This window comes from Candidatus Peregrinibacteria bacterium, assembly GCA_016699145.1.
In the GTDB taxonomy this organism is placed as follows: Bacteria; Patescibacteriota; Gracilibacteria; order UBA1369; family 2-02-FULL-48-14.
The window spans coordinates 1,055,573-1,072,827 of record CP064962.1 but is presented as its reverse complement, the minus strand read 5'-3'; the positions used below and the strand labels follow the sequence as shown (position 1 = coordinate 1,072,827).

The window sequence follows — 17,255 nt, the reverse complement described above, 5'->3', positions numbered from 1 at the left end:
GGCGGTCTAATCGGGACCGCCAGCGTAAAGCAGAAGCCTTAATAGGTGAGAGAAACTTTGCCCCAAAGGGGCCTTTGTGTTTTTGTTATTGACGTTTCATATTAATATACCCAGCCTTTGAAGTTTGCACAAGTTTCTCCAGTGGACGTTAGTTTGAAATTGTTTTGAAATGATTTAATCCAATCTGAAATATAGAACCGATTTGCTTGCAATAAAATCTGATTTCTTTCATAATTTTGCTACGATATGGGTCAATTCACTCTTTTCGACATTGCAGGTCCGGTCATGGTGGGCCCCTCCAGTTCTCATACAGCTGGGGCGGCGAAACTTGGGCAATTTGCTCGAGCGATTTTTGATGCTACTCCCACGCGCGTTCACTTTTTCCTGCACGGTTCCTTTGGTGAAGTCTATAAAGGCCACGCCACGGATCGCGCTCTGCTGGGCGGGATTATGAAGTTTCCACCGAATGATGCACGCATTAAAAATTCTTTTGAAATCGCTCAAGATAAGGGCTTGGATTTTAGTTTTGAACCTGGAAATTTGGGCCCGGAATACCATCCCAATACTGTGAAAATCACTTTGGAAAATGCGGAAAGAAAGATGGAAATCATAGGCTCTTCAATTGGAGGAGGCAGCGTGGTCATCAATCAAATCAACGGTTTCGACGTGCATTTGACCGGGAACAGTGCGGAGCAGTACTTCACTTTAGTAATCGAGAATGAAAATCAACCAGGAATGCTTGCGAAAATCACTGGATTTTTGGGCGCAAAACAGATTCGAATCGTGAACATGCAAAGTTCTTATCTTGCTTTTGAAAACAAAATGCTCAGCGTGCTCAGCATTGAAAAAGCGCTGACCCTTCAGGAGCTCTTGGATCTGGAAAAGGAAGAGGGTATTCTTTTTGTCCGCTCTCTCAATAAAATCGCTTCTTAACCTTCATTTATGGCTGCTTCCTACCTGTTCCATAATGCAAAAGAACTGCTTGAGCGTTGTCATGAACATCACATGCCCATTTGGGAAGTGATGCTGAATTATGAACTGCAGATGTCCACACGCAGCAAAGAGGAAGTGTGCAAGATGCTCGAGGATCGCCTCCAAGTGATTTTTGATGGAATTGATGCGGCGATTGCGAAACCCGAGATGTCCCCCAGTGGAATGGCGGGGAAAAGTGCTCCGATTTTAGCGGCGGGAGTGAGAGATTTTAAAGAATTGGAAGCAAGTTTGCTTTTGAATGAAGCCGCGATTCGAGCCATGCTCGGAGCGGTAGCAACAGGTGAAAACAATGCGCGGATGGGAGTGATTTTGGCCTTCCCTACAGCGGGTGCGGCAGGGGTTTTGCCGGGAGTGATTTATGGCGCGAAGTTCAAGCTCGGACTGACGCAGCAGCAAATGGTGGAAATGATGCTCACGGCGAGTGCGATTGGAATCATTATTGCGAATACGGCGACACTGTCAGGAGCCGCCGGCGGCTGCCAAGCCGAGGTGGGCAGCGCGACAGCGATGGCGGCGGCGGCTCTCACGGAGGTGCGTGGAAAAAGTCCAGAATGTTCCTTACACGCCGCTTCTCTTGCTTTGAAAAACATGATTGGTCTGGCGTGCGACCCGATCGGTGGACTTGTGGAAGTACCCTGTATCAAACGCAACGGAATTGGAGCGGTGTTTGCGATGTCCGCTTCAGATATGGCTTACCTCGGTGTGGAGAGTTTTGTGCCCTTTGATGAGGTGGTGCGAGCGATGCGTGAAGTCGGGGACCTTATGTCTCCTAAAATTCGTGAAACAGCGCTCGGGGGGCTCGCGGTGACTCCGACGGGTCAAGAAGTGGCCAAGCGGATGGGCCTCTTGCGAATTGGCGATAATCAGTGCTCGAAATAAACTTTATTTATGACTTTTCGACTCGGCATACTCGCTTCCGGCAATGGCACCGACCTCGATGCCATTTATAAAGAGATGGACGAAGGGCTGCTGCCCGATGTGGAAGTGGCGGTGGTTTTGAGTGACAAAGAAACGGCTCCGGTTTTAGAAAAGGCGCGAGTGCGGGGCATTCGTGCGGAGTGGGTGAATCCTCGGACTGAAGCAGGTGAATTGCGAAGCCGAGAGGATTATGATCGAGAATTGGCGCAGCGAATGGGAGATGTGGACTTGGTGTGCCTGGTGGGTTACATGCGCATTCTGACTCCGGTGTTCATTCGAGTGTACAGCCCCACACGTATTTTAAATGTGCACCCTGCCCTGCTGCCCAAGTACGGGGGCAATGGCTGGTATGGAATGAAGGTGCACGAGGCTGTGATTGCGAACGGAGAAAAAGAATCGGGTATGACGATTCATTTTGTGGATTTTGGAGTGGACAGCGGGCCCATGATTTTGCAAAAAAAACTTGCTGTGGAGCCGGGCGAAACGCCGGAAACTTTGAAAGCAAAGGTTCAAGAACTGGAGAAAAGGGCCTATCCGGAGGCCATCCGTTTGATTTATCAAGAGCGTGTGGGTAACTTGGGTGAGTGACTGAAAAAACTTATCAAATCCGCCATGATCGTCCTAATTGCATTGGTTGTAATGCTTGTGCTGCTATTGCTCCTGAATTCTGGGAAATGAGCCCGCTGGATGGGCAATCCGACATTGTGGGTGGCACGAAAACGCCGGAAGGCTGGGAAGAGCTCGACATTGAAGAGGCTGATTTTCAAAAGAACTTGGATGCGGCGGAGGCTTGTCCAGTGAATGTGATCCATCTGATTAAGATTGGCTCTGGCGAGCAAGTCATTTGAGGCTTTCTTAAGCGTAGGGGATCGGGTAAAATGCCCGAGCATGAAAAGCGTTTATGAACCATTGACGTGGATGGTGGGTGGAGAGGCCGGTTATGGCATCTCTACGATGGGAGCCAGTTTTGCGCGCATTTGCACTCGTGCAGGGCTTTTTGTGCATGGCTATGGGGAGTATCCTTCCTTGATTCGTGGAGGACACAATACCGCTGCTGTGCGCGTGAGCTATGAACCTGTGACTTCGCATGGAGATAAAGTGGATATTTTGCTCGCACTCAACAAAGAAACGGTGAATGAACATTTGCACGAAATGGCTGAAAATGGAGCCGTGATTTATGACAACGAAGCGATGCCCTGGGACACTTCAGCGGTGAAGCCGACGTTGCGACTTGTGGCGGTGCCACTCGCTCGACTCACTAAGGAATTGGGAGCGGATCGTGTGATGCGAAACACCGTGGCTCTTGGTGCCAGCTTAGCAGTTTTTGGATTTGAATTTTCGCACATTGAAGAAATCATGACTCGCACTTTTCTGCGTAAGGGTCAGGACGTGGTGGACTACAACATTAAGGTGGCACGTGCGGGATTTGATTACGTACACACAACTTATTCTGATGGCTTCCCTACTCCTAGTGGAACGGCCTTGCCGTTTGAAAAAAAGATGCATCCGTTGGAAAATGCTCCCAAACACATTTTGATGTCTGGGAACGAAGCGCTGGCGATGGGCGCCCTCAAGGCCGGCGTGAAATTCATGGCGGCTTACCCCATGACTCCCGTGACCTCCATCATGCTCACTGTGGCGAGCTGGGGCAGTAAATACGGCATTGTGATGAAACAAACCGAAGACGAAATTGCGGCAATGAATATGGCGATTGGGGCTTCTTATATGGGCGTCCGTACTCTGACAGCAACTTCTGGTGGGGGGTTTGCGCTCATGACTGAGGCGATTGGAATGGCTGCGATTACAGAGACGCCGCTGGTGGCGATTGAAGGGATGCGTCCAGGGCCTTCGACGGGACTCCCTACTTGGACTGACCAAGGGGATTTGCGTTTTGTGATGCATTCGTCTCAGGGAGAGTTCCCGCGGATGGTGTTGCTGCCTGGCGACATCACCGAATGTTTCGAAATGATGCTCAAGGCCTACAATTGGGCGGAAGATTACCAGATGGTGGTCTTGCTCATCACCGATAAATACATGGGCGAGTCGATCCATACGGCAGACCCTTTTAAACACGAAGATTATGTGGTGAATCGTGGCGAACGCGTGACGATGGAAGAGGCTTTAGCGCTGGCATCCGGGGCTTACAAGCGTTATGAATTCACAGAGCGCGGTGTGTCCAAACGCTCGGTTCCTGGTATGCCAAACACCATTCATGTGGCGTCCACGGATGAACATCGCGAAGACGGTGATTTGGATGAAAGTTCTGAAAATCGTATCAAGATGGTGGACAAGCGCAGTCGCAAACTCGAAACTTTGCAGCGAGAAGCTTTGGTGGAAAGTGACGGAGCGGTGCTCCATGGACCTGAATTTGCGGATTTGACGATGGTGGGCTGGGGCTCGATGAAGGGTCCGATTTTGGAAGCGATGAAGATTTTCAATGCGGCTGCCGAAGCTGAGGGTCGCAAAGAACGTGTGAACTTTTTACAGATCAAAATGGCGCTGCCCTTCCCTTCCGAAACCGTGACGCGCATCCTCAATGCTGCAAAAAAAACGCTGCTTGTGGAGAACAATGCAACCGCGCAAATGGCCGGACTCATTCGCGAATACACCAGTATCCATTTGCAAAATCACTATCTGCGCTACGATGGACGTCCCATCCACTCCGCAGAAATTTTAACTCGCCTTGGGCAAGAACTTAAAGCATGAGCGAAAAACCTCTTAAAATTCTGAATAATCAAGCGGAACTCGAAACAGGTTCCAAGTGCAACTGGTGTCCCGGTTGTGGGGACTTTGGAATTTTGGTGGCACTGAAGCAGGCGATTTTTGAACTGAAACTCGATCCCGAAAATGTGATGCTCGTGTCTGGAATTGGGTGTGGATCTCAAGCGCCTCATCTTGTAAAAGTTTATGGCTTTCACTCCTTGCATGGACGTGCGCTGCCTGTGGCCACCGCGATGAAGATGGCGAATCACAAAATGCACGTGATCGTGATCGGAGGAGACGGAGACGGCTACGGAATTGGAATGGCTCACTTCATTCATACGGCCAGGCGCAATTTTGACATCACTTACATCGTGCAAAACAATCAAGTTTACGGGCTTACTAAAGGCCAAACTTCGCCCACTAGCGACAAAGGCTTCAAGACCAAATCCACACCAGAAGGAGTGATTGAAATTGCGGTCAGACCTCTAGGCCTTTCCATTATTTCGGGCGCGAGTTTTGTGGCTCGCAGTTTTGCTGGAGACGTGATGCATTTGAAAGAAATGATCAAGCAAGGCATCCAACATCGGGGCTTCGCGCACATCGATGCGCTGCAACCCTGCGTGACCTTCAATAAGGTCAACACCTACCAATGGTACCAAGAGCGCATTTACAAGCTCGAAAAAGATCCGACTTACGATTCCAGCAACCGTGCCATGGCCCTCGCCAAGGCGGAAGAATGGGGAGAGCGCATTGCCATTGGAGTTTATTACAAAGAAGAGCGTGCGACCTACAACGATGAGCTGCCTCAACTCATGGTGGGCACGCTCGTCGAACAAAGCGATGCCTTGCCTGTGAATGGCGTGGACATCAGCAAAGCCATGGAACATTATTTTTAACTTTTTTCTATGCCAACCATTACCAATTCTACGACCGGTGCTACCGCACAGTGCCAAGCTGGCTCCAATTTTCGTGAAGTCGCTCAAGCTCAAAACTTGGATGTGGCCTTTGGTTGCGAAAGCGGGATTTGTTCCACTTGTCTCATCCAAATCAAAAGCGGCGCTGAAAACATTGGGCCTAAGACGGATCAGGAAGAATTCACCTTGGAAGCGCGCGGTGTGGAGGTCAGCGATATGAACACTCGTCTGGGCTGCCAATGTCAAATCAATGGCGATGTTACTTTTGAGCAGGCGTATTAGAGGCTTCTAAAACTTTTTCTTCATCTCGGCCCTTGCGTTTATGGGAAGCTGGGCTTGATTGTCTTTGATGGTGAGCTCGGTTTTTCCACTAACGAATTTTCCAGCTTCAATGTCTTCTGCGATGATGAGTCCCGATGTGATTAGAGTGTTTGAACCGATGCGCACGCCCGGCATGAGGCTGGTTTGCACACCGATGCGAATGTTTTCGCCAAGAATGGGACCGAGTTTATTGCGTCCGCTGCTTTGTCCACCGGAAACAATTTCTTTTTCATCGAGGCGCAGATTGGCGCAAATGGCTCCTGCACCAAAGCTCACGTTGTTGCCCATCACGGTGTCTCCCACGTAGTTGCTGTGGAACCAACAATCGTCGCCAACGAAAGAGCGTGCCACTTCAGTGGAGTAACCGACGACGCAATTGTCCCCGATCATGGATTCACGCACGAGGGCGTTGTTTGCAACGACAGTGTTTTTTCCGAGATAGGCTGGACCCACAACGCTGGCGTGGTCAAAAATCTTCACTCCTTCTTCAATGACCACGTCGCCTTTGATCACAGCGGTTGCAGCGATTTGAGCGGAAGGATGAATGCGGCTGCCCATGACTTTGAAGGAGAAATTCATGAGGTCGAGTACATGCCATGGAAACTTGATGGGCTGCCAAAATCCAGTGTAAGGCACGGCTTCGAAATTTTGGCTTTGCATAAGGTTTTGCAGAGCGACTTCGTAGCGATCGTCGCGATCACTGCTCACGGCACGAAGGGCATCGAAAAGGGATTTTGGGTTTTTGAAAATGTGCAAGACAATGTTCACCAAATTTGAAGGCTCTGTCCCGGGTTCGGGTTTTTCAATGATGTCTGTGATCCGCTTTCCGTCCATTTTGAGGTAACCACCGGGAAAATAATTTTTAACTTCATAAGCCAGTAGGTGAACATCGGCGTTCGAGCTTTGAGCTTTTAAAACGAGCTCAAAGGCACTTTGAGCGAGTACATCGTTGCTGCTGATGATGAGCAAAGGTTCATCTGCGACGAGTTCGGGTTCAGCGGTGAGTACCGCTCCTGCCATTCCCTCCTCCACTTTTTCTTGAATGAGGACCTTGGCGCCGTAGGGTTTGCACACTTCTTCGAGCCGGGCTTCATTGTGAGCCCCTCCTACAATGAGAATGTCTGTCAGCCCCACACGTTTTAAAGTGTCCAGCTGATGTTCGAGCAAGGTTTTTCCTGCGAATTTCAGGAAATTTTTGTCTTCAATGGGTTTCACCCGTCGGCTGCGGCCGGCGGCGAGCACTAAAGTTTTCATATATGTGGGTATTATACCGGGATTTCTAACCTGAAAGCAACCGCCTTGCGTGAGTCCTTTTTGAGCTTTAGACTGCGCCCATGCAGTATGACGTCGTCATCATTGGGGCCAGTTTTGCCGGGCTGAGTCTCGCCCACCATCTGCCTTCTCATTTGAAAGTGCTGATTTTGGACATGAAACGCGAGCTCAATCAATCCGTGGAATCGACGGGGCTGATTACCGAGCACACTTATCAACTTTTGAAATCTTTTTTGCCGGAGCTGGATCGATACATTCCCAATCGCATCACGACCATTGGTGTGGTGGCTCCCGACTACGAACATTACTTTTTTTCGCACACCAAAGACCCATGGATTTATAGTACCGATACACCTGCAATTTTGGAGCATTTATCTAAAAATTTGCCTTCGAATGTGACTTTAAAAATTGCATCGCAATTCACGGAATATAAGGTGGAAGCAGGCGAACAGCAGCGAGTGCCGACGGAGGCCGAGCATCCGGTGCGCGTTTTGTACGTGAATGATGGCACACGTCACGAAGTACAGGCGCGCTTTATTGTGGGTGCAGATGGAAGTTTGTCGCGAGTAGCGCAGGTGAATCCTCGGCTCTCCAAAAACAAGGAATTTTTGGCGGGTGTGGAGAAAGTTTTTTACGGAAAAATCATGCTTGGTCCTCATCCAGATCTTACGGTCTACCATTTTTGGTTTGGAGAGTTTTCGCTGGGTTACGGAGGGTGGCTTTCTCCAACGGAAATCGATGGTAAAGCAGCTTTTCGTTTGGGGCTTGCAAAGCTCAAAGAAGACTCCAAAGACATCGGCCGAATCAAAGATTTTATTGAAGTTTTAAAAGAGAAAAAGATGATTGAAATCGAGCCTGGCACTAAAGAAATTTTGACTTTTGGACATTTGATCCCCATTGGTGGGCCTTTAAAAACGGTTCATGATGAACACTCGCTTTTGCTGGGTGATGCCGCTGGACTTTGTGGCGCTTTTGCGGCAGATGGCATCAAGGGCGCGCTGGTTTCTGGAATGGTGAGTGCCAAGTTGATTTCGGAGCATTTGAAGGGGGATCGTGCGGCACTAGGACGCTTTCATTCGGAGATTCAAAAGTATGGCCGATTGATGCGCTATTATCGCAAGCAAGTTCTGTATCGTTTCATTTGGGAACGCATGAAGAGCAATCGCAGTTTCTTTGCTCTATGGAAGGTGATTGAACGTGAAAAAGAAAGTTTCCTCTACCAATTTTGTGACAGCAAAGATCGTAACAAAAGTCTGATTTCGGTGGTGCTCAAGTGGAGGAATTTCCCCTTGCTTATGAAGTATGCGCTGAGTTTGGTGCGGGATTTATTTAATAAGTGGCCTATTTAAATTTATGCAAAGAATCTGCAAAATCACCGGAAAATCTTTCGATGTCAGTGATTGGGAACTGGCTCTGCTCAATAAATTTCTTTATGCGATCCCTACCCCAACTTTGAGTATTGAAGAGCGACATCGACGACGCCTTTCATATCGTAATGAGCGGAAGATTTATAAAGACATTTGTGCGCTCACCGGAAAACCGATGGTCTCTGTGTATTCGCCGGACAAGCCTTTTAAAGTTTACTCACAAGAAGCATGGTGGAGCGATCAATGGGACTCTAAAAGTTATGGTCGCGATTTTGATTTCAACCGTCCTTTTTTTGAGCAATTTCGCGAACTGCAATTGGCCGTTCCACACATTGGACTTATCAATGTGAACGGTGAAAATAGTGAGTTTTGCAATGTGACTACAGGCAATAAAAACTGTTACTTGGTCTTCGGCGGAGATTACTCCCAAGATTCTCTTTACAGTGTTTTCTCCATGAAGGGAGTGGACAATGTGGACTGCTATTGGTGCACCAGTTGTGAGCTGATGTACGACTGCGTGGATTGTCACAGCTCTTACTCCCTGCGCTACTCACGAGGTTCCGTGAGTTGTCGTAACAGCGCTTTTTTATATGAATGTCGCAATTGTGAAGATTGTTTTGGATGCGTGGGTCTCATCAACAAAAAGCATCATATTTTCAATAAGCCTTACTCCCCCGAAGAATACCAACGCATCGTGAGTCAGTACGATTTGCTTTCGTGGAAAAGTGTGCAATATCTCAAAAGTGAATTTGAAAAATTTCGCCTACAATTTCCGCATCGCTACGCGCGTATGGTCAATGCTGAAAACTGCACGGGAGACTTTGTGACGAATGCTAAAAATTGTCAGAATTGTTTTGGGATTGATGGGCCTGCTGAGGATTGCAAAGACATCTTTTTTGGCGGCTGGGGCATCCATGATGTTTTGAGTTGCGATCATGCGGGTTACAAGGCTGAACTTTATTACGAAATGGTCGGATCTATTGAAGGCAGTCGCTGTGCCTTCTGCACTTTCTCTTGGTCCTCTCAAGACACTTATTATTGCGACATGGTGGTGCATTCTTCAAACCTTTTTGGCTGCTGCAATATGAAGCGAGCGCAGTATTGCATCCTCAACAAGCAGTACAGCAAAGAAGAGTATGAAACTCTGGTGCCTCGCATCGTCGAGCACATGAAAAAGACTGGTGAGTGGGGTGAATTTTTCCCAATTCAAAATTCTAAATTTGCTTACAATGAAACGGTCGCTCAGGACTACTATCCTCTCACAAAGGAAGAGGCTTTGGCTCAGGGCTATCAGTGGTTGAATGAAGAAAAACATGACCTTGCGAATGCCCCTTTCATCCCAGATGCTTTGAGTGCAGTCACCGATTCCATTTTAGATTCTGCTTTAGTTTGTGAAAAAACGGGGCGACCGTATCGCATCATCCTTCAAGAATTGGCTTTCTATCGCAAGATGGGCGTTCCTATTCCTCACTATGCACCTGAGACGCGCAACGAAATGCGCATCGCGCTTCGAAACCCTATCCAAACGTGGGAGCGAAATTGTGTCCGCTGCGGAAAATCCATTCATACTTCTTATGCCCCAGAACAACCTGAAATCGTGTACTGCGAGGAGTGTTATTTGGGAGTGGTGTACTGATTTTTGAGATGGCCTCTAAAGATCTTTTTTTGAAACTCCTGCCTCTTTCAAAATAGAATGGAGCGTTCCTCGAGGCAATTCTTTCTTATGGAATGGAACAACTGCACGACGTTTCTTTTTTTCGTTAAACAAAATGACGTGACTTCCTGAAGTTCGTCGAATTACAAAACCTATCTTTTCAAGGAAGCCAATGAGTTCCTTGGAATTAAAAGTGGGCAATTTAGGCATATTGTTCTTTTCTCTTGGCTGGTTTGGTGATTTTTATGGACAAGGAAAAAGCTTTTTCATCGGAAGGCACCTCTTCTCCAGATTCAATCAAATCTTCTATGTAAAGCAATATAGCTTCCTCAGCCATTCTTTTGGCTTCTTCCAGATTCTCTCCGTAGCTAACGCATCCTTGCAAACTTGGCACAAGAACTGTAAAACCTCCTTCGGGTTCTTCTTTGAAGAAAACTAAATAATTGAGGATAGAACTTTGCATGGATTTAAGATACTGAAAATTACCCTTCAAGTAAACCTCCTGCTCTTCTTGATTCATTTTTAACTCTTGCCTTTTGACTTGGGGATGACGGTAGCCATTTTTATCTTTGGCTTCCTTTCGCGTGGTCCAACGTGAACATCTTGTTTTCATGTGTAAAGGTTAAGCATTTCAGATTGTACCGAAAAGCTCCTGACAAATCCCTGAAATGTTTGCTAGGCTGAATATAATGAAAAATTGTATTCATTGCGAGTTGAACTTTGAATGGACGCCTCAAGATGAGGAATTCCTTAAGAAAATCACACCCTCGCTGGCGGGCCAGCGACTGGATATTCCGGAGCCTCGACTCTGTGCCCCGTGCCGCCGACAACGCCGTTATTCTTTCCGAAACGATAGACACCTCTACAAGCGTAAGTGCAGCAAGACCGGACGAGATATTATTTCTATTAATTCGCCCGACAAGGAGTACCCCATCTATGCCATCGATGTGTGGTGGAGCGATGCCTACGATCCACTGGCTTATGGGCGAGAGTTCGATTTCAGTCGTCCCTTTTTTGAACAATTTGCTGAGCTCTCAAAAGTGGTACCCCGGCCTGCTTCTTCGGTGGTGAACTCTGAAAACTGCGATTACACGGCCTTCACTTTACAAAGTCGGAACAGCTTTTTGTCTTCTCGTCTCATGAATTCCGAGGATATTTATTATAGCTACATGGCTATTCAGTCGCGTTCTTCGATGGATTGTTATGACATCAATTCTTGTGAGCTTTGTTACGAATGCATTGACTGCCAAGCTTGCTATCACTGTATGGCTACCGAGCGCTCTAAGGGCTGCCATGATCTTTATTTTTGTGCGGACATGAGTGGATGCAGTGATTGTTTTGGATGTGTGGGACTCGCTCAAAAACAATATTATTTCTTCAACCAGCCACTGAATAAGGAAGAATATCAAAAAAGAATCGCGGAGTATTTGGATGGAACTGCGGAGTCGTATGAACGTGCACGTCATGCTTTTGAGGAGCATCAAAAAAAATCTCCTGTGCGGGCACTGAATATTTTTAATTCGGAAAATGTGGTGGGAAGTTACGTCTTTGGCAGTCGCAACATTCATTATTCCTTCGATATTGTGGATGGGGAAGACTTGCGTAATGTCACTCAAGCTGAAGGCTCCAAAGATCTTATGGATGTGGACTTTGCCACCAAGGCGGAAGTGGGTTACGAGGTGCTGTCCCATGGGATGAATAACGGGGTCTATTTTTCTTATGCGGTGATCGGTGGCAACAGCGATGTCTATTATTCGATGGTCGTTTACAACGGAAATCAGAATTTGTTCGGCTGCATCGGCATGAAGAAAAATGCTTACTGTATTTTGAATAAGCAATACACCAAAGAAGAGTATGAAGCCTTGGTGCCACGGATTGTAGAGCACATGAGAAAGACGGGCGAGTGGGGTGAATTTTTCCCTGCCGCTTTATCAAATGTAGGCTACAACGAAAGTTGCGCGATGCTCCTTCAGCCTCTCACTAAAGAACAAGCGCTTGCCCAAGGGTATCACTGGCACGACATGGAAGAAGTGGCTCCGCTAGAGGCGGAGGGTGAGAATATGGTGAAGTGCCGCGAGTCTGGTCGCACATTTAGACTGGTTCCACAAGAGCTCAAGTTTTACGCACAAATGGGTTTGCCCCGCCCGAGCCTGCATCCAGATGTGCGTCACGAAAAACGTCTAGCTCGACGGAACCCTTATGCACTCCACCAGACGACCTGTCGCAAATGTGGTCAATCCGCTTGGACTAAAAAGACCCCAGTTTTTTCAGTTGCCTGAATGAGAAGAGGGAGGGTTGGCGTTTTGGAGGGGCATGAAATTGGAGTGACTGTAGAGAATTCTGGAGAAAAGTTATGAAAGATTCCAGGTTAAAGGTGAGTGATTTCTTTGCAATGAACCCCTTGTAGTTGGAAACAACAGAAGTAACCAGACTGTGAGTGAGAGCTTGGACTTTCCTAAACATAAGAACAGAGAGGTTCATTGCAAATTGAGTCAGAGCAATCAAATTGATAAACTTTTTCAGGCTAAGCACACGGATTTTCTCCAACTGGAACTTTTGCTTCACTCTCTTAAAACTCTTTTCAATTCCCCATCTTTCCAGATACAAATTCACAATCTGCTCTGCAGTATATGAATCCTTGAGTGAGTAGATGAGCCTTATGGGTTCTTTCCCTTCCAGATGGTTCCGTATGAGCAGATTGTGGCAAAGATCCCCAAGCACTTTTCCATTTTTCATCAAAAACACTTCGTAGCTTCCTTCAGGCAACTCTTTCACAGAAATCAAGACCCTGTAATGGTTCAATAGCTTTGCATCACCCCTGTGCAAAGATATGGACATGGCATACACACAAAATCCCCATCTGCCTCGGGTGCGAATGGAGGCAGCAAAGTTAGTTCTGGAAAAAGGCTGGAGCACACGCGAAGTGGCCAGACACACAGGTTTTAACCAAAGCAGCATTGTGCGGTGGGTGGAAAAGCTCAGAGGCAATAACTATGGCCACACCATTCCCACAGAAAGCTCACGTCCCCATTCGCACCCCAGTGAGCTTTCTGCAGAGACAGTGCAGAAAGTCATAGAGTACAGACTCAAGTACCAGCGGTGTGCAGAAGTGATTCACTATTTTCTGGAAAGAGATGGCTACGAAGTGAGTCTTTCCAGTGTGAAGAGAACACTCAAAAGGAACGAGATGACCAAATACAGCAAGTGGAAGAAGTGGCACCAGTATGAGGAAAGACCGCGGCCTGAAAAACCAGGCATATTGGTGCAAATAGACACGATTGTGGATGGGCCTTATTATGACAGACTTTATGTATACACTATGCTGGACGTGTGCAGCAGATGGGCCTCTGCTATGCCGGTGATGAAGATTGGAACCCACGCAAGTTGGGAGTTTATTCAGCACTCACAAGAAGACATGCCCTTTGAACTTAAAATGATCCAGACAGACCATGGAAGTGAGTTTTCCAAGTGGCTCACTAAAACGCTTGTAGCTAATGAAATTCAGCACAGGCATTCAAGAGTACGAACACCCACAGACAATGCCTATGTGGAGAGATTCAACAGAACCATCCAGGAGGAATGCCTCTCCCGAGTCCCAAAGACTTTAGAGGCTTACAAAAAAAGCAATCCCTGACTTCCTTCACTATTACAATTTTGAACGTCCTCACATGGGTCTTCACATGCTAACTCCTAACGAAGTGATGCAAAGCTATTGATTACAAAACAGACCCCAGTTTCCTTAAGCACAACCGTTCTGTTTTCCCTTACTCTTGCGATAAATTGCACTTTTAAGACCTGACGAAGATCTCTAAAAAGTTTCTCATCGTCGTTGCCACGATCAAAGACAAAAATGCCTTTATGATCAAAAACCTGGGTGAGTTCCTCCAAAATAGCCTTCCTAACCTGTCCCAAGAACTCTTTATCATTGTGATGAAAACGCAGTTTTAGGAGCAGATTGTTCACGCCCACTCCATGCAAAAGAAAACCAGGTTCAATGCTCCCTTCACTCGAATCATATACTTGTGACAATTTCTCCATCTTCTTTGCGGAAGGTTTGGAAAGATCTACGAGATCATAAGCAATCACTGTGTTTTTACGAATTTCAGAAGCTACAGCTCTTACTGAGAAATCCTCCACTTTCTTCTGTAAATCAACATTCCCAAGATGATGAGAGTACTTGTTCCCTTGCTTCTTTGCTGAAACCTCTTTGTTTTGGGCTAAATGCCGAAGTATAGGGGTGGCTTCTACGAAAAGTCCTCTAAGTACTTCAGCCAAGGCCTTCTTCTGTGGCAGGGTTAAACCTGTAAATATACTTCGGCATTTATTTGTAATGAAATCTTGGATATATTTGTTCATGGCTAAAATCTGTTATTTTTTAAAGGTGGTTCTTCAAAATTTAACACCCATTTTAGCCTTACCCTAAAACAAAATCTCCAATTCACTCTCTTAAAACTGGGGTCTTTTTAGGCTTGGACAGATCAAAGCGAAGAGAAGATCATTTATTGTTTGAACTGCTATTTAAAACAAGTTTACTGAGCCACAAAAGCCGTGGCTCCGAGCCAAGAAAGATTGAAAACTGCGCGTTGGGTGCGGGCGTAAACAGCGGATTCGATCACCACGCCAATGAGTTCTTCGGGGTTCATGGAGGTGATGGCCACGACGTTGTCATAAATGGAAATCTGGTTTTCAAATTTGAATTCCTTGGGGTTCACAAAAAGCACTTCCACAAGTTCTTCAGGGTATTTTTTAGGGTAAAAGCGCTCGATGAATTGACGAGCTTCTTCGGTGGATGGAGAGAGCAGGCGGGTTTTGATGCGTTTTTTGACGAGTTTTTGAAAGAAGCCAGGGAGGTAGTCCGGCAAGAGTCTTCCGAGGGCTTCGAGATTGGTGTAACCGAGCACTTCTGACTTGGCTTCGAGAGATTGTTCAAAGATGGTTTTGATGCCTTCGAGGCCTTCGTAGGAGCGAATGATGGGTTTGAAGGCTTGCGCGTTGGTCAGTGTGAGCAGTTCAGGGAGCAGTTTTTTTGCGCTTTCGTATTGGGATTCCATTTGGTTCACGAGCACTTGAGGTGGCTCCGCTACGAAAAATTTCACGCTCCCCTTGAGGTTGGTGGTGATGAGTCCCCGTTTGCGCAGACTTTCAAGAACGTAATAACAATTTACGCGTGGAATTTTAGCCTTGCTCGCGATGGTGCTGGCAAAAGAACCTCCGAGTTCAAGTACCGTGAGGTAGACTTGCGCCTCTTCTTCTGAGAGGCCGAATTCGGTGAGTTTCTCCTGGAGCATGGATTTTGTTGATGTTGTAAAATAATTTCTACAGAAATTCTAATCTGCTGTATGACTTTTTTCAAGCTTTTATTAGGTATATTTTTACATTTTCCGCTATACTTGCCATAAGTGATAGATTATTTTATGGCAACTATCGATCAGGCTTGTAGGGAGTGTAAAAATAGCTTTTCCATTGAGGAAGTGGATCAGGCTTTTTATACGAAGATGGAAGTGCCCTTACCGACCCTTTGTCCAGAAGATCGTCAGCGCAGACGTATGCTCTGGAGGAATGAGCGTTCCCTCTATCATGGGAAGTGTGAACTTTGTGGAAAACAAATCATCACGATGTATCGGCCCGGTTCTCCTTACAAAGTTTATTGCAATCCTTGCTGGTGGGGAGATCGGTGGAGTGGCCTTGACTCAGGTCGTTCTTTTGACTTTAACCGTCCCTTTTTTGAGCAGTTCAAAGAGCTGCTTTATGCAACGCCTCATCCCAGTCTTTGTAATGATGCTTCTAGTACGAATTCGGATTATGTGAATCAAACTTCCTACATGAAGGATTCTTATTTAGTCTTTGATTCGGATTGCTCAGAAAGTGTTTATTATAGTCATCTCAGTAAGTATTCAAAAAGTTCAATGGATTGTCTTCGAATTTATGAATGTGAACTGTGTTACGAATGCGTGGACTGTGAAAAATGTTATCAACTGTTTAATTCGCAAGATTGCCAGAATTGTACAGATAGCGCTTTTTTGAGAGATTGTAGAAATTGTAACCATTGTTTTGGCAGCGTGGGATTACGAAATAAAGAATATTATTTTTTTAATAAACCCCTGAGTAAAGAAGCGTATGAGGCAACCATAGCAGCTTTTAACTTGGATACGCACGGGAACAGGGAAAAACTAAAGGCAGAAGTGCGACAATGGTTTTTAAATTTTTCATTCAAGGCGGATCACAATATGAATAATGAAAACAGCACAGGGGATTACTTAAAAAATACCAAGGACTGTTCTTTTGCCTTCGATTGTCAGGACGTTCGTGATTGTCATTTTTGCAGCAACCTCAGCAATGGAGCTACAGATTGCTACGACTATGATGTGTGGGGCTTTAAAGCTGAGCTGATTTATGATTCCATTACCGTCGGTGATCGTGCTCGAAAAGTTCTTTTTTCAAACACCTGTTGGGGAGTGGATGAGCTTATGTACTGTGATAATTGTATGTTCTCATCCAATTTATTTGGGTGTGTAGGGCTGAAGAAAAATACGTACTGCATTTTGAATAAGCAGTACAGCAAAGAAGAGTACGAAGTTCTGGTTCCGCGCATCATCGAGCACATGCAAAAAACGGGTGAATGGGGCGAGTTCTTCCCTAGCACAATGAGTGCATTTGCTTACAACGAGACGGTGGCTTCCATTTATTACCCTCTCAGCCCGCAAGAGGCTCAATCCATGGGCTACTCTTGGAAGGAAGATGACGAGTCGAGTAATTATAAAGGCCCCGATGTGCAGGTTCCAGCTAAGATTTCTGACGTGAATGATGCTATTTTAAAGCAAATTTTGCGTTGCAAAAAAACCGACAAGCTGTACCGCGTCATCCCTCAAGAATTGGCTTTTTATCGCCAAATGCAGCTCCCAGTGCCTTTGCTTTGTCCGGAAGAGCGCCACGTGCAACGGATGTCCCAACGCAATCCTCGCAAACTTTGGCCTCGCCATTGTGATGCATGTCAAACTTCTATTCAAAGCACCTACGCTCCAAACCGTCCTGAAAAAGTGCTGTGTGAAGCGTGTTATTTAAAAACCGTCTACTGATGACTCCGATTACAAAAACATGTCTAAATTGTCAGTT

General features: G+C 46.4%; 18 protein-coding genes. 12 read left to right on the top strand and 6 right to left on the bottom strand.

The annotated features are described in order from the left end of the window. Window positions 1-246: 246 nt before the first annotated feature. The 7 genes from sdaAB to IPG41_05945 are packed head-to-tail and all read left to right on the top strand — an operon-like array spanning window position 247 to window position 5,810. Window positions 247-933, top strand: coding sequence for an L-serine ammonia-lyase, iron-sulfur-dependent, subunit beta (gene sdaAB, locus IPG41_05975; GenBank protein QQR54705.1), 687 nt, complete (start codon window positions 247-249; stop codon window positions 931-933). Between the two features lie 9 nt (window positions 934-942). Beyond that, on the top strand, window positions 943-1,872 hold the full coding sequence (gene sdaAA / locus IPG41_05970) for an L-serine ammonia-lyase, iron-sulfur-dependent, subunit alpha (protein QQR54704.1): 930 nt from the start codon (window positions 943-945) through the stop codon (window positions 1,870-1,872). 9 nt (window positions 1,873-1,881) lie between these two features. Beyond that, window positions 1,882-2,499 (top strand): phosphoribosylglycinamide formyltransferase, encoded by a 618-nt coding sequence (purN, locus tag IPG41_05965; protein ID QQR54703.1) that lies wholly within the window; start codon window positions 1,882-1,884, stop codon window positions 2,497-2,499. Further along, window positions 2,496-2,759 carry a ferredoxin gene (locus IPG41_05960; GenBank protein ID QQR54702.1) on the top strand — a complete coding sequence of 88 codons (264 nt, stop codon included), beginning with the start codon at window positions 2,496-2,498 and terminating at the stop codon, window positions 2,757-2,759. Before purN ends, IPG41_05960 begins: the two co-directional genes overlap by 4 nt. A 40-nt stretch (window positions 2,760-2,799) precedes the next feature. Further along, window positions 2,800-4,617, top strand: coding sequence for a 2-oxoacid:acceptor oxidoreductase subunit alpha (locus tag IPG41_05955; GenBank protein QQR54701.1), 1,818 nt, complete (start codon window positions 2,800-2,802; stop codon window positions 4,615-4,617). Beyond that, entirely contained in the window at window positions 4,614-5,510 is an 897-nt protein-coding gene (locus IPG41_05950; GenBank protein QQR54700.1) for a 2-oxoacid:ferredoxin oxidoreductase subunit beta, read from the top strand. Before IPG41_05955 ends, IPG41_05950 begins: the two co-directional genes overlap by 4 nt. A 9-nt stretch (window positions 5,511-5,519) precedes the next feature. Beyond that, entirely contained in the window at window positions 5,520-5,810 is a 291-nt protein-coding gene (locus tag IPG41_05945; protein QQR54699.1) for a (2Fe-2S)-binding protein, read from the top strand. Window positions 5,811-5,816: 6 nt separating this feature from the next. Here IPG41_05945 and IPG41_05940 read toward each other — a convergent pair whose 3' ends face one another. Then, window positions 5,817-7,103 carry an NTP transferase domain-containing protein gene (locus IPG41_05940; protein QQR54698.1) on the bottom strand — a complete coding sequence of 429 codons (1,287 nt, stop codon included), beginning with the start codon at window positions 7,101-7,103 and terminating at the stop codon, window positions 5,817-5,819. An 80-nt stretch (window positions 7,104-7,183) separates the two neighbouring features. On the opposite strand from IPG41_05940, the gene IPG41_05935 reads away from it, so the two are divergent. Together IPG41_05935 and IPG41_05930 are read left to right on the top strand one after the other, a co-directional pair. Further along, window positions 7,184-8,470: an NAD(P)/FAD-dependent oxidoreductase gene (locus tag IPG41_05935; GenBank protein QQR54697.1), complete on the top strand. Its 1,287-nt coding sequence runs from the start codon at window positions 7,184-7,186 to the stop codon at window positions 8,468-8,470. A 4-nt stretch (window positions 8,471-8,474) separates the two neighbouring features. Then, complete coding sequence (locus IPG41_05930) at window positions 8,475-10,124, top strand: hypothetical protein (GenBank protein ID QQR54696.1); 1,650 nt, start codon at window positions 8,475-8,477, stop codon at window positions 10,122-10,124. Between the two features lie 15 nt (window positions 10,125-10,139). Here IPG41_05930 and IPG41_05925 read toward each other — a convergent pair whose 3' ends face one another. Then, window positions 10,140-10,352, bottom strand: a complete 213-nt coding sequence (locus IPG41_05925) for a type II toxin-antitoxin system HicA family toxin (GenBank protein QQR54695.1) — start codon at window positions 10,350-10,352, stop codon at window positions 10,140-10,142. After that, the gene (locus tag IPG41_05920; protein QQR55667.1) at window positions 10,345-10,605 is read right to left on the bottom strand and encodes a type II toxin-antitoxin system HicB family antitoxin; all 261 of its coding nucleotides are present in this window, start codon (window positions 10,603-10,605) and stop codon (window positions 10,345-10,347) included. Before IPG41_05920 ends, IPG41_05925 begins: the two co-directional genes overlap by 8 nt. A 226-nt stretch (window positions 10,606-10,831) precedes the next feature. On the opposite strand from IPG41_05920, the gene IPG41_05915 reads away from it, so the two are divergent. Continuing rightward, complete coding sequence (locus tag IPG41_05915; protein QQR54694.1) at window positions 10,832-12,421, top strand: hypothetical protein; 1,590 nt, start codon at window positions 10,832-10,834, stop codon at window positions 12,419-12,421. Here IPG41_05915 and IPG41_05910 read toward each other — a convergent pair. Next, a complete protein-coding gene (locus IPG41_05910) occupies window positions 12,390-12,980 on the bottom strand; it encodes a transposase (GenBank protein ID QQR54693.1) in 591 nt (196 codons plus the stop codon). The two genes, IPG41_05915 and IPG41_05910, sit on opposite strands and share 32 nt — an antisense overlap. Here IPG41_05910 and IPG41_05905 point away from each other — a divergent pair. Further along, entirely contained in the window at window positions 12,979-13,776 is a 798-nt protein-coding gene (locus IPG41_05905) for a transposase (GenBank protein QQR54692.1), read from the top strand. The genes IPG41_05910 and IPG41_05905 overlap by 2 nt on opposite strands. Before the next feature lie 56 nt (window positions 13,777-13,832). Here IPG41_05905 and IPG41_05900 read toward each other — a convergent pair whose 3' ends face one another. Together IPG41_05900 and IPG41_05895 are read right to left on the bottom strand one after the other, a co-directional pair. Continuing rightward, entirely contained in the window at window positions 13,833-14,498 is a 666-nt protein-coding gene (locus IPG41_05900) for a hypothetical protein (GenBank protein QQR54691.1), read from the bottom strand. Between the two features lie 173 nt (window positions 14,499-14,671). Continuing rightward, window positions 14,672-15,430: a hypothetical protein gene (locus tag IPG41_05895; GenBank protein QQR54690.1), complete on the bottom strand. Its 759-nt coding sequence runs from the start codon at window positions 15,428-15,430 to the stop codon at window positions 14,672-14,674. 126 nt (window positions 15,431-15,556) lie between these two features. On the opposite strand from IPG41_05895, the gene IPG41_05890 reads away from it, so the two are divergent. After that, window positions 15,557-17,218, top strand: coding sequence for a hypothetical protein (locus IPG41_05890; GenBank protein ID QQR54689.1), 1,662 nt, complete (start codon window positions 15,557-15,559; stop codon window positions 17,216-17,218). The last annotated feature ends 37 nt before the right edge of the window (window positions 17,219-17,255 follow it).

Excerpts from the sequence above, each read along its gene's own strand:
- sdaAB (QQR54705.1), top strand. The coding sequence starts at position 247 with ATGGGTCAATTCACTCTTTTCGACATTGCAGGTCCGGTCATGGTGGGC.
- sdaAA (QQR54704.1), top strand. The coding sequence starts at position 943 with ATGGCTGCTTCCTACCTGTTCCATAATGCAAAAGAACTGCTTGAGCGT.
- purN (QQR54703.1), top strand. The coding sequence starts at position 1,882 with ATGACTTTTCGACTCGGCATACTCGCTTCCGGCAATGGCACCGACCTC.
- IPG41_05955 (QQR54701.1), top strand. The coding sequence starts at position 2,800 with ATGAAAAGCGTTTATGAACCATTGACGTGGATGGTGGGTGGAGAGGCC.
- IPG41_05950 (QQR54700.1), top strand. The coding sequence starts at position 4,614 with ATGAGCGAAAAACCTCTTAAAATTCTGAATAATCAAGCGGAACTCGAA.
- IPG41_05945 (QQR54699.1), top strand. The coding sequence starts at position 5,520 with ATGCCAACCATTACCAATTCTACGACCGGTGCTACCGCACAGTGCCAA.
- IPG41_05940 (QQR54698.1), bottom strand. The coding sequence starts at position 7,103 with ATGAAAACTTTAGTGCTCGCCGCCGGCCGCAGCCGACGGGTGAAACCC.
- IPG41_05935 (QQR54697.1), top strand. The coding sequence starts at position 7,184 with ATGCAGTATGACGTCGTCATCATTGGGGCCAGTTTTGCCGGGCTGAGT.
- IPG41_05930 (QQR54696.1), top strand. The coding sequence starts at position 8,475 with ATGCAAAGAATCTGCAAAATCACCGGAAAATCTTTCGATGTCAGTGAT.
- IPG41_05925 (QQR54695.1), bottom strand. The coding sequence starts at position 10,352 with ATGCCTAAATTGCCCACTTTTAATTCCAAGGAACTCATTGGCTTCCTT.
- IPG41_05920 (QQR55667.1), bottom strand. The coding sequence starts at position 10,605 with ATGCAAAGTTCTATCCTCAATTATTTAGTTTTCTTCAAAGAAGAACCC.
- IPG41_05915 (QQR54694.1), top strand. The coding sequence starts at position 10,832 with ATGAAAAATTGTATTCATTGCGAGTTGAACTTTGAATGGACGCCTCAA.
- IPG41_05905 (QQR54692.1), top strand. The coding sequence starts at position 12,979 with ATGGCATACACACAAAATCCCCATCTGCCTCGGGTGCGAATGGAGGCA.
- IPG41_05910 (QQR54693.1), bottom strand. The coding sequence starts at position 12,980 with ATGTCCATATCTTTGCACAGGGGTGATGCAAAGCTATTGAACCATTAC.
- IPG41_05900 (QQR54691.1), bottom strand. The coding sequence starts at position 14,498 with ATGAACAAATATATCCAAGATTTCATTACAAATAAATGCCGAAGTATA.
- IPG41_05895 (QQR54690.1), bottom strand. The coding sequence starts at position 15,430 with ATGCTCCAGGAGAAACTCACCGAATTCGGCCTCTCAGAAGAAGAGGCG.
- IPG41_05890 (QQR54689.1), top strand. The coding sequence starts at position 15,557 with ATGGCAACTATCGATCAGGCTTGTAGGGAGTGTAAAAATAGCTTTTCC.